We start from the raw sequence: 18,230 nt of genomic DNA, 5'->3' as shown, positions 1-18,230 counted from the left end.
GGCGCTAGATAGAGAAGGTAATCGGGGTCTGGTGCAGGGGCTTCAGCCCCGCTCTGGAAGCGCGCTTGACGAGGTCTTCCAGCGTCAGATGCGCCAGCTCCTTGTTCACCTTATCGTTGATCTCCTCCCATAACGGGGCGAGGACATCAGTGAAAAGCGGATTATCCCCGCTCCTGTCCAGAAAGCCGCTTTCAGAGGCACAGACAGTCTGGGCGATATCGCGCAGGGTGATGACACGCGCAGAGCGGCCAAGGCGATAGCCCCCTTTAGGGCCACGCACGCTCTCCAGAAGACGGGCGCGTGACAGAAGCTGAAAAACCGGCTCGATCCCACGGCGTAACAGACCATTCCGTCGGGCGATGTCAGCGCCGCTGACCACCCCTGAACGCCCTGCGTGAAATGCGACATCCAGCATGATCGACATGGCCGTGAGAACTCGGTCGTTTTTCAGAAACATCTTACTGCGAACGCCTCTTTATTGCCTCATTCTGAACAAGTTAAACCTCTCTACGCCATAAAAGGAGTAAAAATTTCTTTTATCCGCCTCTTTGCAATCGACTGGTCACCTGTAAGCCTCACTCAGGTTTCTGCCCGGCTTTTCAGAGTGCAGACTTATGACCGGCTTACCGCGTCACGACCCTGACAGGCGTTGCGCCGGACGCCAAATCGCGCTTCCCTGAAAGTCTGTTTTCATGAAACCTTTCAAGGAGTTTCCTGCATGACCGAACCCACTTCTTCCCATCCCACACCTGATATGAAACAGAAATTCGCCGCGCCGCGCGGCCGCACTTACAACTCCATTCTTGAAACGGTCGGCGGCACGCCGCTCGTTGCGGTGCCCCATCTTGAGAAGAAAGAAGGGCTCGGCGCGAAACTGCTCCTCAAGCTCGAATTCTTCAATCCCCTGGCTTCCGTCAAGGACCGTATCGCTGTCGCCATGCTGCGCGATGCCCAGGAACGGGGCCTCATTACGCCCGGCAAGACCGTACTGGTGGAGCCCACTTCCGGCAATACGGGCATCGGCCTGACCTTCGCCGCGACCGCCATGGGGTATCCGGTCATCGTCACCATGCCTGAAAGCGCTTCCATCGAACGCCGCAAGATGATGGGGCTGATGGGTGCCAAGATCGTCCTGACCCCCAAAGCCAAAGGCATGGCAGGGGCAATTGAGAAAGCCAAGGAGATTGTTGCGGAAACCCCGAATGCCTGGACACCCGGACAGTTCGTCAACGCGGCCAACCCCACCGTTCACGAAGCGACCACTGCCCAGGAAATATGGACCGATACGGACGGCAAAGTGGACGCGGTCGTAGCGGGCATCGGCACCGGCGGTACAGCGACCGGGATTGCCCGTGGGCTCAAGAAGCACAACCCTGCCATCAAGGTTTTCGGGGTCGAGCCCCGTGAAAGCGCCGTGCTGAACGGAGACGCGCCGGGCCCGCACGGCATTCAGGGGATCGGCGCAGGCTTCAAGCCGGATACGCTGGACCTTAAGGCGCTGGACGGCGTGATGACGGTTTCCGAACACGAGGCATTGGAGACTGCACGCCTGGCCGCACGGACTGAAGGCATTCCCATCGGCATTTCCAGTGGTGCTGCGCTTTACGCCGCCATGGAACTGGCCAGAAAGCCGGAATGGGCAGGCAAGACGATCGTCGTCATCATTCCCTCCTTTGCCGAACGCTATCTTTCCACACCGCTTTTTGCCGGAATCTGATTAAGCCGCCCTGAGGGAGGGGAACGTTCTTTCCGACCCTCTCCCAACACCTCAACCCAACGTCTCAAACAGCAAAAAGCCAGTCCTTTTCAGGGCTGGCTTGAAGATTGCCGGAGGCGACAGAGGCCACGCTTTCATGTGGCCTCTCACCGCAGCGCTTTCACACTGATTTGCTGAAATCCTGTTCTGCCGCTTCCATCTCTGCGCGCGCCACCTGCAGCTTATGCGTGACATCATCACGCTCGATGGGACTCGCATCAGGACCCAGCTGGCTCCAGGCCAGCTCCAGCTCGTTGAGCCGTTCGCGGGCCGCATCGCCTGACAGATCTGACAGTTCCCGCACGGAATCAGCCAGAATCGTGCAGTGGTCAGCCCCCATATCGGCAAAGCCGCCTTCGACAAAACATCGCTGCACGACCTGTCCGTTTTCGTACAGAGACACGACGCCGCCACGAAGCTGGAGCATGATGGGAAAGCGTCCGGGCATAGCCGCGATATCGCCTTCCGTTCCCGGCACGACCACCATGTCGACATCACGCGTGACACAGCGCTTTTCCGGGCTGACGATTTCAGCGTGAAGCGTCGCCATAGCTCAGCCCTCTTCCTGCATCTTCTTGGCTTTCTCGACGGCTTCATCAATGGAGCCGACCATGTAAAAAGCGTTTTCCGGCAGGTGGTCATATTCGCCGGAAACCAACGCCTTGAAAGAACGCACCGTGTCCTTGAGCGGCACGAACTTGCCAGGCATGCCGGTGAAAATTTCAGCCACATGGAAAGGCTGCGACAGGAAACGCTGGATGCGACGGGCGCGCGCAACGATCTTCTTGTCATCTTCCGAGAGCTCATCCATGCCGAGAATGGCGATGATGTCCTGCAGATCCTTGTAGGTCTGCAGGATGCTCTGCACCTGACGCGCCACCTGATAATGCTCTTCCCCCACCACGGAAGGCGACAGGGAACGTGAGGTCGAATCAAGCGGATCGACGGCCGGATAGATGCCCAGCTCGGCAATGGAACGGTTCAGCACGGTCGTAGCGTCAAGATGGGCGAAGGTCGCGGCAGGTGCCGGGTCAGTCAGGTCATCGGCCGGCACGTACACGGCCTGGACCGAAGTGATGGAGCCCTTCTTGGTGGAGGTAATACGCTCCTGCAGCGCCCCCATCTCCGTCGCCAGAGTCGGCTGGTAGCCCACGGCAGAGGGAATACGTCCCAGCAGCGCGGACACTTCGGAACCGGCCTGGGTGAAACGAAAGATATTATCCACAAAGAACAGAACGTCCTGTCCGCTGACGTCACGGAAATATTCCGCCACCGTCAGTCCGGTCAGCGCCACGCGGAAACGGGCACCCGGCGGCTCGTTCATCTGACCGTAGACCAGCGCCACCTTGGAGCCTTCAGTACTGCCGTCCTTGATCTGGATGACGCCTGCATCCTGCATTTCGTGATAGAGATCGTTCCCTTCACGCGTGCGCTCACCCACACCGGCAAATACTGACACGCCGCCATGCGCCTTGGCGATGTTGTTGATGAGCTCCTGGATGATGACGGTCTTTCCCACGCCCGCACCCCCGAAGAGGCCGGTCTTACCGCCTTTGAGATAGGGGCAGAGCAGATCGATGACCTTGATGCCGGTAACCAGGATTTCACTGGTAGCCGCCTGCTCTTCGAAGCTCGGGGCGGGGCGGTGGATCGGCATGTAGTCATCGGTCTTGATGGGCCCGAGATCATCAACCGTCTTGCCGACCACGTTCATGATGCGGCCCAGCGTGGCCGGACCGACAGGCACCTTGATCTCGTGCCCTGTATTGATCACTTCCTGACCACGCACCAGCCCGTCTGTCGTATCCATGGCAATGCAGCGCACCTGGCGCTCGCCAATTTCCTGGGCGACTTCAAGAACCAGCTTCTCCTTGCCGTTCATGACTTCCAGAGCGCTCAGGATATGGGGCAGTTCTCCTTCGAACTGCACATCCACCACCGGGCCGCGCACCTGGGTGATTTTGCCCTTGCTGGTCTTGCCCTGCGTGAGAGCATGATCACCGCCGTGCTTGAAATCGGCGGTCTTTTCAGCGGTCTTTTCAATTGTCTCGGACATCAGCTTACCTCTCCTGCGTGATCTCAGACGGCTTCTGCGCCGGAAATGATTTCAATCAGCTCTCTGGTGATGTTGGCCTGGCGTGTGCGGTTATAGGTCAGGGACAGGGAATCGATGAATTTGCTGGCATTACGGCTGGAGTTGTCCATGGCCGTCATGCGCGCGCCCTGCTCACCGGCTGCACTTTCCAGAAGGGCGGAATAGATCTGCACTTCCACATTGCGCGGCAGCAGCTGGGTCAGCAGCTCGGTCTCATCAGGTTCAAAAACGTAACGCGCCCCATCGCCCTTACCGGCTTTGGCCTGCCCGTCCGCCTGGGCTTCATTGTCATTGCCGGCACCGGGAGCCGTGCGCGGCAGGGGCACAAGGCCGTGTTCTTCAGGCAGCTGGGTCATGGCATTGATGAAGCGGCTGGCAAACAGGGAAACATTGTCGACCTCGCCCTTCTCCACCATGTCGATGATGCGCCGGGCGATCTTGCGGGCCTGGTCGAAGCTGACCCCGTCCTTGCCGCCATCACTGTGGAAGCTGTCAACGACCGCGTCCGGCATCTCGCGCGCAAAGAAATCAGCGCCTTTGCGGCCAACAGCCAGAATCTTCACTGTCTTTCCCTGAGCCTGCAGCTCCTTGATGCGCGCACGCGCCAGGCGAAGAAGATTGGAGTTGAAGCCGCCGACCAGACCACGGTCAGACGTCATGATCACCAGGAGATGGGTATCGTCCTTGCCGGTGCCGCCGAACAGACGGGGCAGCGAGGAAGTATCATCTTCCTGCATCGCCTGTGCCAGTTCCGTCATCATGCCACGCATCGTCTCTGCATAGGGACGGGCTGCAAGCGCCTGGGTCTGGGCGCGCCTCAGCTTGGAGGCCGCCACCATCTTCATAGCGTTCGTGATCTTGCGCGTCGATTTGACGCCCGAAATCCTCCCGCGCAGTTCTTTTAGCGAACCCATTGTTCAGATCCCCTGTTACGGCCCCTCAGGCCTGGAAGCGCTTGCCGAATTCTGTCAGGAAGTCGGAAACCTGCTTCTCCAGCTCAGGCGTCAGCGCCGGCGTTTTCTCCAGCGCTTCAACGATCGGATTATTGCCGGCACGCAGCTCTGAAACGAGCGCGCTTTCGTAAGCCGTCACCTGATCAAGCGGGATCGGATCGAGAAAACCGCGGGTGCCCGCAAACAGGATAACCACCTGCTCCGGCACGGAAAGCGGGGAATTGGCAGGCTGCTTCAGCAGTTCCACCAGGCGCGCACCGCGGTCAAGCTGGCGGCGGGTAGCCGGGTCGAGATCAGAGGCGAACTGGGCGAAGGAGGCCATTTCACGATACTGCGCCAGTTCCAGCTTCATCTTGCCGGCAACCTGCTTCATGGCCTTCGTCTGCGCAGCCGAGCCCACACGCGACACGGAGAAGCCGACATTGATAGCAGGGCGGATGCCTTTATAGAACAGATCGGTCTCAAGGAAGATCTGCCCATCGGTGATGGAAATCACGTTGGTGGGAATATAGGCGGAAATATCGCCTGCCTGCGTCTCGATCACCGGAAGCGCGGTCATGGAGCCGCCGCCGAATTTATCGGACATCTTGGCAGCACGTTCCAGAAGACGGGAGTGCAGGTAGAACACGTCACCGGGATAGGCTTCACGCCCCGGCGGGCGACGCAGAAGAAGCGACATCTGACGATACGCCACGGCCTGCTTGGACAGATCGTCATAGCACAGCAGGGAGTTCATCCCGTTGTCACGGAAATACTCCCCCATGGAGGAGGCGGAGTACGGCGCCAGATACTGGAGCGGCGCCGCATCGGAAGCCGTCGCGGCCACGACGGTGGAATATTCCATCGCCCCGTGCTCGGTCAGGGTGCGTACCAGGTTGGCAACGGTGGAGCGCTTCTGGCCGATCGCGACATAGATGCAGTACACCTTGTCCTTGTCATTGCGGGCATTGGCTTTTTTCTGCGCAATGATGGTGTCAATGAGCAAGGTCGTCTTGCCGGTCTGGCGATCGCCGATGATCAGTTCACGCTGGCCCCGCCCCACCGGCACCAGGGCGTCAATCGCCTTGATCCCGGTCTGCATCGGCTGGTCGACGGACTGACGCGGCATGATACCCGGGGCTTTGACGTCGGCATCGCGGTATTCGACATCGGTAAGGGGACCGCGCCCGTCAATCGGATTGCCGAGCGCATCCACCACGCGCCCCAGAAGGCCCTTGCCGACCGGCACCTTCACCATTTCGCCCGTGCGCAGGACGGTATCGCCTTCACTGATGTCATCACCGGTGCCGAAAACGACGACGCCGACGCTGTCGTTTTCAAGGTTCAGGGCCATGCCGGTGCGACCGGTCCGCTCGAACTTGACCAGCTCGCCGGCCATGATCTTGCTCAGCCCGTAAACGCGGGCGATGCCGTCACCGACAGACAGGACGGTTCCTGTTTCCGATACAGTCTCCGGCTGGTCAAAAGAAGCGATCTGCTGCTTGAGAATCTCCGAAATCTCGGCGGGACGAATATCCATCACGCGGCTCCCTTCATGGCATGTTGCAGGCGCGTCAGACGCCCAGCGATCGAAGTATCAAAAAGAACTGGGCCGACACGCACGGTCATGCCGCCGATCAGGGCGGGGTCGACGTGTTCGGTCATGGAAATATGATGGTGGCCCGCCTCTCTGAGGCGATGACGCAGCTGATCGCGCTGGTGATCGGTCAGGCGGCGCGCAGTGCGCACTTCCACCGTCACCTCGCCGCGGTCGCGCGCCTCCTCAAGTAGAATGGCCTCGAGGATCTCCCCCAGAATGGGCAGCCGCCCTTCACGGGCCACCACGCCGATCAGACGGCGCAGATCGTTGCCCAGGCCCAGACCCTCAGCCAGCATGCTCGCCACTTTCTGAGGGGACTGACCGGTAAGACGGGGATTGTCGAGAAAAGTGCGGAGCTTCGGGTCCGCCGCCAGCGCTTCCTGCAGCGCACGCACGCTTTTCAGAACATGATTGCGCTCATGGGCACCGCCATGGGTGGACTGGAGATAGGCACAAAATGCCCGGCCATAGCGCTGCGCCAGCTCTCCCGGCGCCCTGATCTGCTTTTCCTGTGTCGATGTCACGGGCGGGTTCCGTCTGCATGAGTTCTAATGCCGAGAGCCAGCGGAAGCCGGTTCCCCAACCTTCCGCACCGGCCCCGTCCCCCACTTTCACGCCTTTTCCGCCTCATCAAGGGAAAAGGCCACAGGGTATGCGTGCCCGATCCGGCAAGCGTCAGGATTGTTTTCCTATCATGCGCTTTTGATCGCTGGCAACCGGTTCACCGGCCCCCTGCCATGCGTCAACCGCGCAGCCGAAGGGGTTGCAGATTCCGCCTCCCCCTACCCATCCTGTCTACTGGTGTTCATGTATCCGGCTGCCTGGCAGGAGCGACAGGCTGCCTCTTTTCGGCTCCGACCGCCCCGGCCCATCTTGCAAATTATGTACCGGGGCGCTGATGTGGGCGGCGCCTTAACCAATCTCAAACTTCACAGGACGTTCTCCTCAGATGCTTCGTCAAGCCGCTTTCCCGCTCCGGTTCATACGGCCCGCCTTTCCGATCCTGACCGCGCTGCCCTTCACTGTCATGGCTCTCGCCGGGCTGGGCTTCGCCGCCCTGTCGGCAGCCCCCGCAGAAGCGACGACGATCAGCGATCGCCCGACTTTCCCCACACTCACCTATTGGGACAACTGGACGGATGCCCAGGGCGTAAGCCACCTGACCCGCTGCCTGCTGACGAATTTCCGCCCCTTCACCGGCAGTCTGACACCACCTGCCACAGCCGCCCGCCCTATCTCAGCCAAGCCCAGGCCCAAAACAGAAACCGGCAAGGCGCCTGTCGAAGCTGTTTCAACCCAGCCCTCTTCGACACCCGGCACTGATGGCACAGGCCAGTCAGCACAACACCAGCCGGCCCAGCACCAGTCAGCGCAGAAATCGTCCCACCAGGCGGGAGCAGGAAAAGGGAGCGGCCAGCAGGTCGCAGCTGACAGCAAGCCGTCTTCCGGCACACCGGCCAAGCCACCCCTTACGGCCATGATCTGGACCGGCATGTCCCACAGTGCCGACACCAATATCACCACCATCGTCCAGCCGCCCGGTTGGCAGAATAAATGGACTGCCGCCAAGCATGTGCGCTGGATCGTACCGCTGGCCGGCACCTATACCGTGGACGCCATGGACGGAACGCGCGTGGAGCTTAACCCTGGCGACCTCCTGCTCAGTGAAGACATCGGCAGCAAGCCTGATGCGCAAGGCAGATTCGGCCATCGCTCCAGCAATGAAGGCAAGAATGCCGTCGCTTACCTCGTGACGCAGCTTGCCAACAAAAGCACCCCGCCGCTTCATCCCTGCATGCAGAAATAAGCCTCTTTTTCCCTGTTCGCTCTCTTTGAAAAAGCGGACAGGGAACTGCCACAACCCGCGCAGCAGGGCTGGACGAACGAAAAGCGCGTCAGGTCAATTTCAATTTTCAGGTGAGAAGCGGTGCCAGCTTACTTGCTGATTATGAGCAACCGGCTGGAAACCCTTTGGAAAGCATGGAGCGGGCGAAGGGAATCGAACCCTCCTCAGAAGCTTGGAAGGCTACTGCATTACCACTATGCTACGCCCGCCCTGGTTCCAGCTTTCTCTATAAGTTGTGGCGCCCGCCCGTGCAAGTCTTTTCCCGGCTACCCACCACCCCGCTGAACGGGTTGGACCTGTTGTCTGCGCTGTTGCTTGCAGGAAGGAAAATGTCGCGCTTTCTGCCTGCCCGAACGCATGCGGGCTTGACTTCATGGGCGGTAAGCTGTTTTTTCCGAGAACTGTCGAGGCGCATCCCGGCTGTCTGCAGGGGACATGCGACTCGTTTTGCAGGGGCGTAGCTCAATTGGCTAGAGCGCCGGTCTCCAAAACCGGAGGTTGTAGGTTCGAGACCTACCGCCCCTGCCAGTTTCCGTCTTCATGCAGGCTTCCCCGCCAGGAATCTGCAGGGCGCTTTCTGAAGTTTCTCAAAGTTGGCAGATTCGAGGAAATAGAGTGCCGGTCAGCAATCCGAAAGGTCAGTCCCCTAAGATGCCAGCGGCGCCTCGGAAGGCCGGTACCGGCTTCAGTCTTCTCAACTATCTTCGTGGTGTTCGCGCCGAGCTCAAACGGATCACCTGGCCGACACCCCGCGCCACCATCATGACGACAGTCGCCGTTCTGGTGATGGTGTCGATCACTTGTCTTTTCTTTCTGGTTGTGGACCAGGCGATCGGCCTGGGCATCCGCTTCCTGTTCGGTATTGGAGGCTGAAAGCCCGGACCATGGCAAAGCGCTGGTATGTTGTGCATGTCTACTCAGGCTTCGAAAAGAAGATCGCCGAGCACATCCGCGAGCAGGCGGATAAAAAGGGCCTGAGCGACGAATTCGAGGAAATCCTGGTTCCTTCCGAGGAAGTGACGGAAGTGCGCCGCGGCCGTAAGGTAAATGCGGAACGCAAGTTCTTTCCCGGCTACGTGCTGGTCAAGATGGAGCTGACTGATCAGGCCTGGCATCTGGTGAAAGACACCCCCAAGGTCACCGGTTTCCTGGGGTCGCGCAGCAATCAGCCCACCCCCATTTCGGAAGCTGAAGCACGCCGGATTCTCAAGCAGGCTCAGGAAGGTCTGGAAAATCCACGTTCCAGTCTCACCTTCGAGATCGGCGAGCAGGTCCGCGTCTCTGACGGACCCTTCACGTCCTTCAATGGCAGCGTGGAAGATGTGGATGCCGAGCATCAGCGCCTGAAGGTCAGCGTGTCCATTTTCGGCCGTTCCACCCCGGTTGATCTCGACTACACCCAGGTCGAGAAGCTCTGACCCAAAGCCGGCCGGCTTTTCCAGCTGGAGTGCCTAAAAAAACCTCGCCCCTTTTTGCGGGCGAGGTTTTTTGCTGCTGAGCCTGGGACAGAGCCCGTCAGGTTGAAGGCAGCAACCCGAATTCCTTCAGGGCAGGCACAAAATTCATGTTTTCATGTTTGGAGCTGGCCAGCTTGACCAGAACGAAACGCTTGAGAGGCGGCAAGGCTGCCCATTGCGCGGCTGTCGGAGGCGGGACATCATCTTCACGCGCCTGGCGCAACACATCCGGCGGGCAGGCATCAGGTTTTTCCCAGGCAGCATAATCCACGTTTTCGAGCGGACGCAGGGCATCGTCACAATAGGCATCGATGTCTTTGGCCACCTGCGCATAATAAGCCTGCTGCTCCTGAGGCGTGGTGCAGGGTAGAGCGACGAGTTTTTCACGGGCCTCAGCAGGGAAACGGCTCCACTGGCGCAAGGTCAGCTTGATTTTCACCAGATCGAGCTTCTGGCGGACAATCATGGGAATGCACCGCAGGGAGGCTGCGAAATCACGCTCGAAATCAAAGATCAAGGCTTTCTCCTTCAATAATAAAGTTTTGGCAAAGCCCCTGCCCGCCGGCTTCACTCACATTGCGGAGACGGGGGAGCTGCCAGTCGGAGGTCACTCAGCCGTTCGGAGCCGCAGAAAATGTTCTGCCCCTCCTCACGCGCCTGGGCAACGAGCGTCAGCCCGGCCTGTCGCGCCACTGTTACAGCACGGGCTGTAGGCGCGGAAACCGCCACGAGACAGCGCATACCGGCCAGAACGGCTTTCTGGGCCATTTCAAAAGAACAGCGACTGGTCAGCAGGCATATCCCTTCCGCCGGATCGAGTTCTGCCCGTTGCAGCGCCCCGATGAGCTTGTCGAGTGCATTGTGCCGCCCGACATCTTCCCGCACCAGAAGAATTTTCCCCTCCCGGTCCGTCCAGGCTGCGGCATGCAGCATCCTGACCTCCGCATTCATCACCTGGCTGGCACGCAGATCTCTCAACCCGCGCCGGATCGCCGCCAAAGTGAAACTGCCACCCGCCGGCACCGGTGGCAGAGGGGCATCCAGCAGATCGGTGGTCTCCAGGCCACAGACGCCGCATCCCGTCCGCCCGCTCAGGCTGCGGCCTTCGCCACGGCGCAGGAGCAGACGCCTGAACGGAGCCTGCGCCACTGTCAGCTGCAGGATGACGTTTTCCCCTTCCCGCTCAATCCGGCAGGCGCTGAGCTCTTCAGGGCTTTCCAGCAGCCGCTCACTCAGCACGAAGCCACGCGCGAAGTCTTCCAGATCAGCCGGTGTGACCATCATCACCGCATAAGGCAGCACGCCATTGAAGACGATCTGCACTGGGGTTTCGGTTGCAATGCAGCGCCTTTCAGGCCGGCCTTGCCCTTGGGGACCCACATGCAGAAACCCTACTTCCACCGCAACAGGTGGCACGCTCTCCGGGCAGTTTCCGCAGGGATCAGGCGGAAGAGGCGCTGACTTCGCTACCGGCGCATCCATGAACGGCAATCAGTTGCCGGGTTCTGAAGCGGCTGTCGTGACCTGAACGGCCTGTGTAAGCGCCTTCTGCAGCTCCGATACCGGCTTGGTGCTTCCCGTGCTGGGGCAGCTGTTCAGGCCGCGCAGGGCAACAATCGCCTGGTCGGCAACATAACCCATGCCCTGGCTGAGTGCGGCCACCAGCGCCTGCGCCGTACTGACAGGCTGGGGAGAAGACCATCTCAGCAGCTGGCTGCAGGCAGGCTGAGGCAGAATGCCCCCTTTGCGGATCGAGAGGATCCCTGTGATGACAGGCCGCCCGTCGGGCAGGGATTCAAACTGGTTGATGCTCAGATCCACATAAGATTGAGGCGGGGTGGTCACGGCCGAGTCCTGGAGATAGACCACACTGCCTGGCAGACGTTGCTGCAGGTCCTGAACAAGCGTGCCACCGATCAGGTTGGCAGGCGGCTCGTTCCAGCTCGTGCCCCGGGCCAGGTTGAGCTTGAAATCCTTGCTGCCCATGACAATCGTGTCGCGGTCCAGGCGCATGGGCAGGCTGGGCATGCGCACTTCGATCACCCGGTATTGCGGCAGGGTGACCAGCAGGGATGGTTGCGGCTGCCCCGGCGCAACGACCAGCCCGTAATAGCTCGGCTCCGTACTGCCGCACCCGCCAAGGGCCGCAGTCAGAGCCAGAGCACCCAGCAGGCCTGCCCTTCTTCCCGGGCCCGAGCGGCTTCCCTTCCCCGCAATGCCGCCTGTTCTGGCAAGCTCTTTCACGCTCATGGCGCTTCTTTCCTTTCCTGATGCCTCACCTGCCGCTGCCCCTACACGCCACACCCTCTCAGGCACGCCCTCAATCATGACGGCCTACCAGCAGGGCTGAGGGATGATGGTCGATGTAATTTGCCGTCAGGCGCATCGACCGCGCCAGCTGGGTCAGCTGGATAACCAGCGCCTGCAGGTCATGATGGAAATCACTGTCCCCGCCATAGGAGTTCAGCAGAACCCGCGCACTGGCCAGGGTACTGTCCAGAGCGTTCATCAGTTTGGGCAGATGGTCATCCGCATTGTCGAGCAACCTGTTGAGCGCCACCAGAGACCCGCGCAAGGCTGCAATCGCCTGGGTGACCTGCGGGCTCTTCACACGCTGGTCACTGTGCTCAAGCAGCTCGTTGAGATGATTGCCGATCTGGGTGAGCGGCATCTCCGAAATCTTGTTGGCAATGGACGACACCGACTGCAGAACGCCATCCATGCCCCCCGGTTCACTCGGCACGATGGCCACACCATCCTGCCAGGTCATGTGGCCGGGCTTGCCATTATGCGTGAATGCCAGGGCAATCATGGATTCGCCGGTCAGGAAGCTGACATTCTGCACGGAAGCATGCAGCCCGTGATGGACGAAATCCGCCAGAAGAGCGTAATCCTTGGAAGTAGAATCAGTATCATCCTGCAGCACCCGGCCCGGCTCGATCACCATATCCACCCGGACGCGGGGCGGCTGGCGGCCGTCAGGCCCAAGGTCCATGTGCACACCCGTCACCACGCCTACCTGCAGGCCGAACATCGTCACGCGGCTGCCCTTGGTCAGGCCGCCCACCGAGGAATCAACATAGGTGGCCACCCGCAGGCGCTGGCGGTAAGCCGTGTTGTCAGCCTCGGTATGGGAAGCGTAAAGACGAAAAACCGTATTGGGCTTGGCCGGCGGGGACGGGACACCGAACAGCGGCGTGGGTTCGCCGAAGGCGACGCCCCCTGAAAACAGTGCTTGCAGTGACTGCAGCCGCACGGCCAATCCGCCCGGCCCGAAGCCGACCTGAATGCCGGAGACATTCCAGAAGCGGCTGTCGGCACGCAGGTAATGGTCGTAAGGCGCGCGCACGAAAACCTGCAGCAGGATCGGCCCCACTCCGCCCGGCGGCATGGTGTAGCCGACCACTTCACCGACATTCAGGTCACGGTAAAAGACCGGCGAGCCGGGACCCAGCGAATCAAGCTCCGGGCTGACCAGCCAGTAGATCGCCCCAGGCTGGTCGGAGCGGATTCCGGGCGGGTTTTCCAGACCGATGAAGTGATCGGTCCGCTCACCGCCGGGCGGGCCGGGATCAAAGGCGATATAAGCCCCGGTAAACAGGGTATCGAGCCCGGTGATGCTGGCGCCGTTGATGCGCGGCCGCACCACCCAGAACCGCCCATGCGTGGTCATGAGAGGCGCACTGCGGGCATTCATCTGCACCGTGACGAGAACATGCGACATGTTGGGGCTCAGCGTGACATCCTTGACCACCCCCAGATCAACCGCTTTGAGCTTGACCTCGGTCTGGCCGGGCACGATGCCGTCAGCGGTATCGAAAGCGATGACGATGCGCGGCCCCGTATTGGCAAAATGCTGCCAGGCAAGCCAGCCGGAGATCAGGATGGCGAGAACCGGAATAACCCACAGGATGGAAAAGCGCGTGGGACGGATCACCGCTTCAGGCGCTTTGCCAGGGCCAGGCTGTGCGTGCTCATTCATCCCTCTTCCCCCACTGGCCCTGTCACCGGAGGAACCGGCCTGCCCCTGTGCCGGCCGGTTCTGTTCGTTCTCGTCGCTCACGCGCATCCCTTCCTGTCCCCTGCAGGCAGGCGGAATGTGCCCGCCTGTCCCGGCTTATGGGGTTGAGACTTGTAGACCTGCCCCTGGCGGGCGCGAGGTTTCGGTAAAATCGACCAGCGTCTCTCCGGTCGACAGATTGCCACATGCCCTTCTTTTTGCAGGCCGCCTTCACCCGGATCACCGGCCACGGGATGAACGGGCTGAAACGCATTCAGCCCCACCGCATCCCACAGACCGCGCGGGTCATAAACATCCGCAGCAAAGATCGTCAGGATGACGACGAGCATGAAGAACACGACCCCCGTATCGGCATTGACATGCGACAGAAAGGCGAACCGCACCACGCCGACGAGGATGGACACCATGAACACGTCGATCATCGACCAGCGACCGATCAGCACCACGACGCGGTAAAGCTTCGACATCCCCACCAGATGCCAGGCCTTCCTGCGCCATTCACAATACAGCATCGCCGAAAGTGACACAATTTTAAGACAAGGCAGGGTGATACTGGCAAACAGCACCAGCACCGCCAGAAAATACAGTCCCGATCGCCACAACTCGAACACGCCGCCCATGATCGTGCTGGGCGCCCCCTTGCCCATCCACACCACAGTCATCACAGGCAGGAGATTGGCCGGGATGTAGAACAGGAAAGCAGAGATGAGAAAGCTGAGGGTCGCCTGGACGCTGTCGAGCTTGCGACGGCGCAGAATCTGCCCGCAGCGCGGGCAGTCGCCCATATCGGCCTGATCAGGCACCGGGGCCTCTGACAGCAGAACCAGCTGACAGGTGGAACAGGCCAGCATGTTCTGAGAGGGCGGCAGCGGACGGCGTGTTGCATCATAGCTGGTGAGGCCGGGAAGCGAGCGGATGCTGCCATGCGCCCAGATCATCTCAGCGTCAAAAGTGGAATCCAGTGCCGCCATCGTGAACATCAGCGCGCCGACGAGAAAAGTGCCGGCATGCAGATTCACAATGGCGAGATCGACCAGCTTGGAATACGCCACCAGCAACCCGATCACGTAGACCTCGATCATCGACCAGGGCCGCAGGCGTTCGTACCAGGCCAGCACGGGGCAGATCCAGCGCGGCAATTCCGGCCGCGAGCCCGCATAGAGAATGAGCAGCATCATCCCCAGCACGAGGCCGGGGAGAAGAATCGTGCAGCTCGCGACCACCGTGGCCACGATGCCCAAGCCCTGATGAACGAGTTCGATGGGCCCGCTATGGATGGAGATGGTGTTCTGGCGCCCATGCACGTTAAGCGTCATCAACGCGCTGACCAGCAGAGCGAGATAGAAAGCCAGGGACGCTATGCAGAAGGCCAGGGGAGTGGAGATCAGCGTCGTGCCGCGGCGGCGCTCAAGCTGAGCCCCGCAACGGCAGCATTCCGCCACCTGCCCCCCTGCCAGAGTGGGAATGCGCTGAAACAGCCCGCAGGTCGGGCATTCCATCACCCCTGTCACCACCCGCAGGGGCTCCGCGCCATGTCCTTCATTCCCATCCGGGGTGCCGCTCCGGGCACGACAGGAACGCAGGCTCCACAGGCCGGTATGAAAATGATGCTTTCTTAACACGACAGCTCATTCAAAGCTGAACGCGCAGGCCAAGAAGCCCTTGATCTTTCCGCGCGCCATGACAGATATGTCCCAAGAGCCCGGACGGAACACCGACCAGGCATAAAAGACGCGCAAAACAGCGATTGCCGGAGACCGGCAGGGGTTACAAAGCAGATTTTCACGGGTTCAATTTACAGGAAGCGGGAGAAAATGAACATGGTTTCATATTCTGCCGGTTCTGCGCGGTTCCTTTATCCAGACCGCCGCGGGAGTTGCATGGCGGGAGGAGTTTGGGTATATGCTGCCCCCTACCACATTGGCCGACATAGCTCAGGGGTAGAGCAACTGATTCGTAATCAGTAGGTCCTCGGTTCAATTCCGAGTGTCGGCACCATGTTTCCCGCTTCCTGTAAATTGAATCCGCTTCTTTCAGCCGGCATGTCTCCGCAGCCGCTGAAATCTCGCGTTAGGGCGGGAGGACGCGCTTGGTCATCCCGCCCCGGGGGTGGTCACTCCGCGTTGGGAACTCGGATCAGGTAGTCGAAGGCGGCCAGGGCTGCGATTGCGCCGCTGCCCATGGCGATAATGATCTGCTTGTAGGGCTCGGTCGTGACATCGCCGGCACCGAACACGCCCGGGACCGAGGTTTCGTTGCGGTCATTCGTCACGATTTCCCGCGCCGGGGAAAGATCCACCGTGCCTTCAAGCCAGGCGCTGTTGGGCAACAGGCCGATCTGGACGAAAATCGCATTCACATCCAGCGTGTGCTCGCTGCCGTCCTTGCGGTCCTTCCAGGTCAGGCCGGTCATTTTCTTGCCGTCGCCCACGATCTTCTGGGTGGCCGCATTCAGCACGATGGTCACGTTCGGCAGCGTGGCAAGCTTCTTCTGCAGCACCTCATCGGCGGTCAGCTTGTCATCATACTGCAGCAGGGTGACATGCGAGGCCAGATTGGCGAGATCGATCGCCGCTTCCACGCCGCTGTTGCCGCCACCGGCCACCGCAACCGGCTGACCCTTGAAGAAGGGGCCGTCGCAATGCGGGCAGTAGGCAACGCCACGGGTGCGGTATTCATCCTCGCCCTCAATGCCCAGCTGGCGCCAGCGCGCCCCGGTGGCCGCGATGACAGTGCGGGCCTTGAGGTGCGCGCCATTGGCGAGATGCACTTCATGCAGGCCGCCCTTCTCAACCGCGGGCACCAGCTTGTCGACGCGTTGGTCATTGATGATGTCGACCGGGTAATCCTTGACATGCTCTTCCAGGTGGCGCCCCAGGATCGCGCCTTCCGTCTTGGGCACGGAGATGAAGTTGTCGATCTCGGCCGTGTCCATGATCTGGCCGCCGAAACGCTCACCGATCAGACCGGTGCGCAGGCCCTTGCGCGCCGTGTAGATGGCAGCCGCACAGCCTGCCGGGCCCTGGCCCACGATCAGGGTGTCGTAGGGCTTTTCAGCATTGAGCTCCGCCACACGGGCCTGGGCGACCTTGGCGCTGCCTGCCTTGTCGAGCTTGGCCAGGATATCTGACAGGTCAATGCGCCCCACCGAGAAAAGCTTGCCGTTCTGGAAAACCTGCGGCACCGAACGGACGTCGTATTTTTTCACGAGCTCTGGGAACTGCGCCCCGTCAATCGACATGACCTGAATATCAGGATTGATGACGCTGATCGCATTGAAGGCCTGCACCACGTCCGGGCAGTTGTTGCAGGTCATCGAGAAGATGATCTGAAACGCGTGATCGCCTTTCAGATTCCTGATCTGCTCGAGCTGGGGCTCGGGAATCTTGGGCGGGTGACCGCCGACCTGCAGCAGCGCCAGGACAAGCGAAGGGAATTCATGGCCCAGCGGAAGGCCGGCAAAGCCGACCTGCACGTCGGAATTAACGCGGCGGATCTGAAAGGAAGGCTTCAGCTCGGCAGTGCCCTTATCGCTATAGCTGACCTTGTCAGACAGATCGGCAATTCCGGTCAGAAGGGTGTTGATCTCCTGGGAGGCTTCACTCGAATCGAGCGTCGACTCGAGCAGGACATCATCCTTGAGGAGCTTCAGATAACCGCGCAGCTGCTCTTTGAGCTGGTCGTCAAGAAGGGGTTTCGACATTAAAATCACCTCTGGAATTCTGAAGTTAAAGCGTTGAAACTGGAAACAAAAAGGGGCGATCCCGGTCGGACCGCCCCTTTTTCATTTTGGCATTCCGGCAGAAATTCCTGGCCGGTCATGCCAGCGCCGGTGCTGAACCGGGCCTGACCTCAGATCTTGCCGACGAGGTCCAGAGACGGCGTCAGGGTCTTTTCGCCCTCTTTCCACGCGGCCGGGCAGACCTGGCCCGGATGGCTGGCCACGTACTGCGCAGCCTCGATCTTGCTCAGCAGCTGCGTTGCGCTGCGGCCCACGCCGCCGGAAGTCGTCTCGATGTACTGGATGCGGCCTTCCGGATCGATGACGAAGGTGGCGCGTTCTGCCATCCAGTCCTCATTTTCGATCAGCACGCCGAAATCGCGGCAGAGCGTGCCAGAGGGGTCAGCGATCATGACGAACTGGATCTTCTTGATGGCTTCGGAAGTATCGTGCCAGGCCTTGTGGGAGAACTTCTTGTCGGTGGAAACCGAGAAAAGCTGCACGCCCAGCTTCTGGAAGTCCTTGTAATGGTCGGCCAGGTCCTCGAGCTCGGTCGGGCAGACAAAGGTGAAGTCGGCCGGGTAGAAGAACAGGACGGACCATTTGCCGCGCAGGTCATTGTCGCTCACTTCCAGGAACTTGTCGATCTGGAAAGCCTGGACGTTGAAGGGTTTGATTTCAGAGCCGATCATCGGCATGGCAATTCTCCTTGCTGGTATTCAACAATCACTCAATCTGAGAAACGTTCCCTCAGGCGCGTCCCTCACTAACGAAAGTTCGTCGAGCCATGCGGAAGGCGGGA

General features: G+C 60.4%; 17 protein-coding genes and 3 tRNA genes. 6 read left to right on the top strand and 14 right to left on the bottom strand.

Annotated elements, in window-relative coordinates:
• Window positions 1-4: 4 nt before the first annotated feature.
• Entirely contained in the window at window positions 5-457 is a 453-nt protein-coding gene (locus E3E11_RS04695) for an RrF2 family transcriptional regulator (RefSeq protein ID WP_141451385.1), read from the bottom strand.
• Between the two features lie 261 nt (window positions 458-718).
• Between E3E11_RS04695 and cysK the strand changes: the two genes are divergently transcribed.
• A complete protein-coding gene (gene cysK / locus E3E11_RS04690) occupies window positions 719-1,717 on the top strand; it encodes a cysteine synthase A (protein WP_269203633.1) in 999 nt (332 codons plus the stop codon).
• Between the two features lie 160 nt (window positions 1,718-1,877).
• Here cysK and atpC read toward each other — a convergent pair whose 3' ends face one another.
• From atpC to atpH, 5 genes are read right to left on the bottom strand one after another with little or no spacing between them, the layout of a single operon-like run.
• Window positions 1,878-2,306, bottom strand: a complete 429-nt coding sequence (atpC, locus tag E3E11_RS04685; protein ID WP_141451384.1) for an ATP synthase F1 subunit epsilon — start codon at window positions 2,304-2,306, stop codon at window positions 1,878-1,880.
• Between the two features lie 3 nt (window positions 2,307-2,309).
• Entirely contained in the window at window positions 2,310-3,812 is a 1,503-nt protein-coding gene (gene atpD / locus E3E11_RS04680; RefSeq protein WP_141451383.1) for a F0F1 ATP synthase subunit beta, read from the bottom strand.
• Between the two features lie 23 nt (window positions 3,813-3,835).
• Window positions 3,836-4,765, bottom strand: coding sequence for a F0F1 ATP synthase subunit gamma (locus E3E11_RS04675; protein ID WP_141451382.1), 930 nt, complete (start codon window positions 4,763-4,765; stop codon window positions 3,836-3,838).
• A gap of 25 nt (window positions 4,766-4,790) precedes the next feature.
• The gene (gene atpA / locus E3E11_RS04670) at window positions 4,791-6,323 is read right to left on the bottom strand and encodes a F0F1 ATP synthase subunit alpha (protein ID WP_141451381.1); all 1,533 of its coding nucleotides are present in this window, start codon (window positions 6,321-6,323) and stop codon (window positions 4,791-4,793) included.
• Window positions 6,323-6,907 (bottom strand): ATP synthase F1 subunit delta, encoded by a 585-nt coding sequence (atpH, locus tag E3E11_RS04665; protein WP_141451380.1) that lies wholly within the window; start codon window positions 6,905-6,907, stop codon window positions 6,323-6,325. Before atpH ends, atpA begins: the two co-directional genes overlap by 1 nt.
• Window positions 6,908-7,332: 425 nt before the next feature.
• Here atpH and E3E11_RS04660 point away from each other — a divergent pair, with 425 nt between their 5' ends.
• The gene (locus tag E3E11_RS04660; RefSeq protein ID WP_141451379.1) at window positions 7,333-8,190 is read left to right on the top strand and encodes a cupin domain-containing protein; all 858 of its coding nucleotides are present in this window, start codon (window positions 7,333-7,335) and stop codon (window positions 8,188-8,190) included.
• Window positions 8,191-8,364: 174 nt separating this feature from the next.
• Here the strand turns inward: E3E11_RS04660 and E3E11_RS04655 are convergent.
• Window positions 8,365-8,438: transfer RNA gene (locus E3E11_RS04655), tRNA-Gly, on the bottom strand.
• A 242-nt stretch (window positions 8,439-8,680) separates the two neighbouring features.
• On the opposite strand from E3E11_RS04655, the gene E3E11_RS04650 reads away from it, so the two are divergent.
• The 3 genes from E3E11_RS04650 to nusG all read left to right on the top strand — a co-directional run bounded on the left by E3E11_RS04650 (window position 8,681) and on the right by nusG (window position 9,647).
• Window positions 8,681-8,757: transfer RNA gene (locus tag E3E11_RS04650), tRNA-Trp, on the top strand.
• 123 nt (window positions 8,758-8,880) lie between these two features.
• Window positions 8,881-9,102, top strand: coding sequence for a preprotein translocase subunit SecE (gene secE / locus E3E11_RS04645; protein WP_141451378.1), 222 nt, complete (start codon window positions 8,881-8,883; stop codon window positions 9,100-9,102).
• An 11-nt stretch (window positions 9,103-9,113) separates the two neighbouring features.
• Window positions 9,114-9,647 carry a transcription termination/antitermination protein NusG gene (nusG, locus tag E3E11_RS04640; RefSeq protein WP_141451377.1) on the top strand — a complete coding sequence of 178 codons (534 nt, stop codon included), beginning with the start codon at window positions 9,114-9,116 and terminating at the stop codon, window positions 9,645-9,647.
• A gap of 97 nt (window positions 9,648-9,744) precedes the next feature.
• On the opposite strand, the gene E3E11_RS04635 is transcribed toward nusG, so the two are convergent.
• The 5 genes from E3E11_RS04635 to E3E11_RS04615 form a co-directional block, all read right to left on the bottom strand.
• The gene (locus E3E11_RS04635) at window positions 9,745-10,203 is read right to left on the bottom strand and encodes a nitrate reductase associated protein (RefSeq protein WP_141451376.1); all 459 of its coding nucleotides are present in this window, start codon (window positions 10,201-10,203) and stop codon (window positions 9,745-9,747) included.
• A gap of 50 nt (window positions 10,204-10,253) precedes the next feature.
• Window positions 10,254-11,102 (bottom strand): formate dehydrogenase accessory sulfurtransferase FdhD, encoded by an 849-nt coding sequence (gene fdhD / locus E3E11_RS04630; protein ID WP_231118824.1) that lies wholly within the window; start codon window positions 11,100-11,102, stop codon window positions 10,254-10,256.
• Window positions 11,103-11,177: 75 nt separating this feature from the next.
• On the bottom strand, window positions 11,178-11,936 hold the full coding sequence (locus E3E11_RS04625; RefSeq protein ID WP_168189199.1) for a PqiC family protein: 759 nt from the start codon (window positions 11,934-11,936) through the stop codon (window positions 11,178-11,180).
• Between the two features lie 70 nt (window positions 11,937-12,006).
• On the bottom strand, window positions 12,007-13,668 hold the full coding sequence (locus tag E3E11_RS04620) for a PqiB family protein (protein WP_141452144.1): 1,662 nt from the start codon (window positions 13,666-13,668) through the stop codon (window positions 12,007-12,009).
• Between the two features lie 77 nt (window positions 13,669-13,745).
• Window positions 13,746-15,329 carry a paraquat-inducible protein A gene (locus E3E11_RS04615; protein ID WP_231118823.1) on the bottom strand — a complete coding sequence of 528 codons (1,584 nt, stop codon included), beginning with the start codon at window positions 15,327-15,329 and terminating at the stop codon, window positions 13,746-13,748.
• A gap of 301 nt (window positions 15,330-15,630) precedes the next feature.
• On the opposite strand from E3E11_RS04615, the gene E3E11_RS04610 reads away from it, so the two are divergent.
• Window positions 15,631-15,705: transfer RNA gene (locus E3E11_RS04610), tRNA-Thr, on the top strand.
• A gap of 115 nt (window positions 15,706-15,820) precedes the next feature.
• On the opposite strand, the gene ahpF is transcribed toward E3E11_RS04610, so the two are convergent.
• Both ahpF and ahpC read right to left on the bottom strand, forming a co-directional pair.
• On the bottom strand, window positions 15,821-17,410 hold the full coding sequence (gene ahpF, locus E3E11_RS04605; RefSeq protein ID WP_141451373.1) for an alkyl hydroperoxide reductase subunit F: 1,590 nt from the start codon (window positions 17,408-17,410) through the stop codon (window positions 15,821-15,823).
• Window positions 17,411-17,559: 149 nt separating this feature from the next.
• Window positions 17,560-18,126, bottom strand: a complete 567-nt coding sequence (ahpC, locus tag E3E11_RS04600) for an alkyl hydroperoxide reductase subunit C (RefSeq protein ID WP_141451372.1) — start codon at window positions 18,124-18,126, stop codon at window positions 17,560-17,562.
• Window positions 18,127-18,230: the final 104 nt, after the last annotated feature.

The organism is Oecophyllibacter saccharovorans, assembly GCF_006542375.1.
GTDB lineage: Bacteria > Pseudomonadota > Alphaproteobacteria > Acetobacterales > Acetobacteraceae > Oecophyllibacter > Oecophyllibacter saccharovorans.
This window is presented reverse-complemented; position numbering and strand designations above follow the sequence as displayed.

What these genes read in the sequence shown, in the direction of transcription:
- E3E11_RS04660 (WP_141451379.1), top strand. Translation starts at nt 7,333, where the DNA reads ATGCTTCGTCAAGCCGCTTTCCCGCTCCGGTTCATACGGCCCGCCTTT.
- secE (WP_141451378.1), top strand. Translation starts at nt 8,881, where the DNA reads ATGCCAGCGGCGCCTCGGAAGGCCGGTACCGGCTTCAGTCTTCTCAAC.
- E3E11_RS04695 (WP_141451385.1), bottom strand. Translation starts at nt 457, where the DNA reads ATGTTTCTGAAAAACGACCGAGTTCTCACGGCCATGTCGATCATGCTG.
- E3E11_RS04675 (WP_141451382.1), bottom strand. Translation starts at nt 4,765, where the DNA reads ATGGGTTCGCTAAAAGAACTGCGCGGGAGGATTTCGGGCGTCAAATCG.
- E3E11_RS04620 (WP_141452144.1), bottom strand. Translation starts at nt 13,668, where the DNA reads ATGAATGAGCACGCACAGCCTGGCCCTGGCAAAGCGCCTGAAGCGGTG.
- atpC (WP_141451384.1), bottom strand. Translation starts at nt 2,306, where the DNA reads ATGGCGACGCTTCACGCTGAAATCGTCAGCCCGGAAAAGCGCTGTGTC.
- E3E11_RS04625 (WP_168189199.1), bottom strand. Translation starts at nt 11,936, where the DNA reads ATGAGCGTGAAAGAGCTTGCCAGAACAGGCGGCATTGCGGGGAAGGGA.
- cysK (WP_269203633.1), top strand. Translation starts at nt 719, where the DNA reads ATGACCGAACCCACTTCTTCCCATCCCACACCTGATATGAAACAGAAA.
- nusG (WP_141451377.1), top strand. Translation starts at nt 9,114, where the DNA reads ATGGCAAAGCGCTGGTATGTTGTGCATGTCTACTCAGGCTTCGAAAAG.
- ahpF (WP_141451373.1), bottom strand. Translation starts at nt 17,410, where the DNA reads ATGTCGAAACCCCTTCTTGACGACCAGCTCAAAGAGCAGCTGCGCGGT.
- atpD (WP_141451383.1), bottom strand. Translation starts at nt 3,812, where the DNA reads ATGTCCGAGACAATTGAAAAGACCGCTGAAAAGACCGCCGATTTCAAG.
- atpA (WP_141451381.1), bottom strand. Translation starts at nt 6,323, where the DNA reads ATGGATATTCGTCCCGCCGAGATTTCGGAGATTCTCAAGCAGCAGATC.
- ahpC (WP_141451372.1), bottom strand. Translation starts at nt 18,126, where the DNA reads ATGCCGATGATCGGCTCTGAAATCAAACCCTTCAACGTCCAGGCTTTC.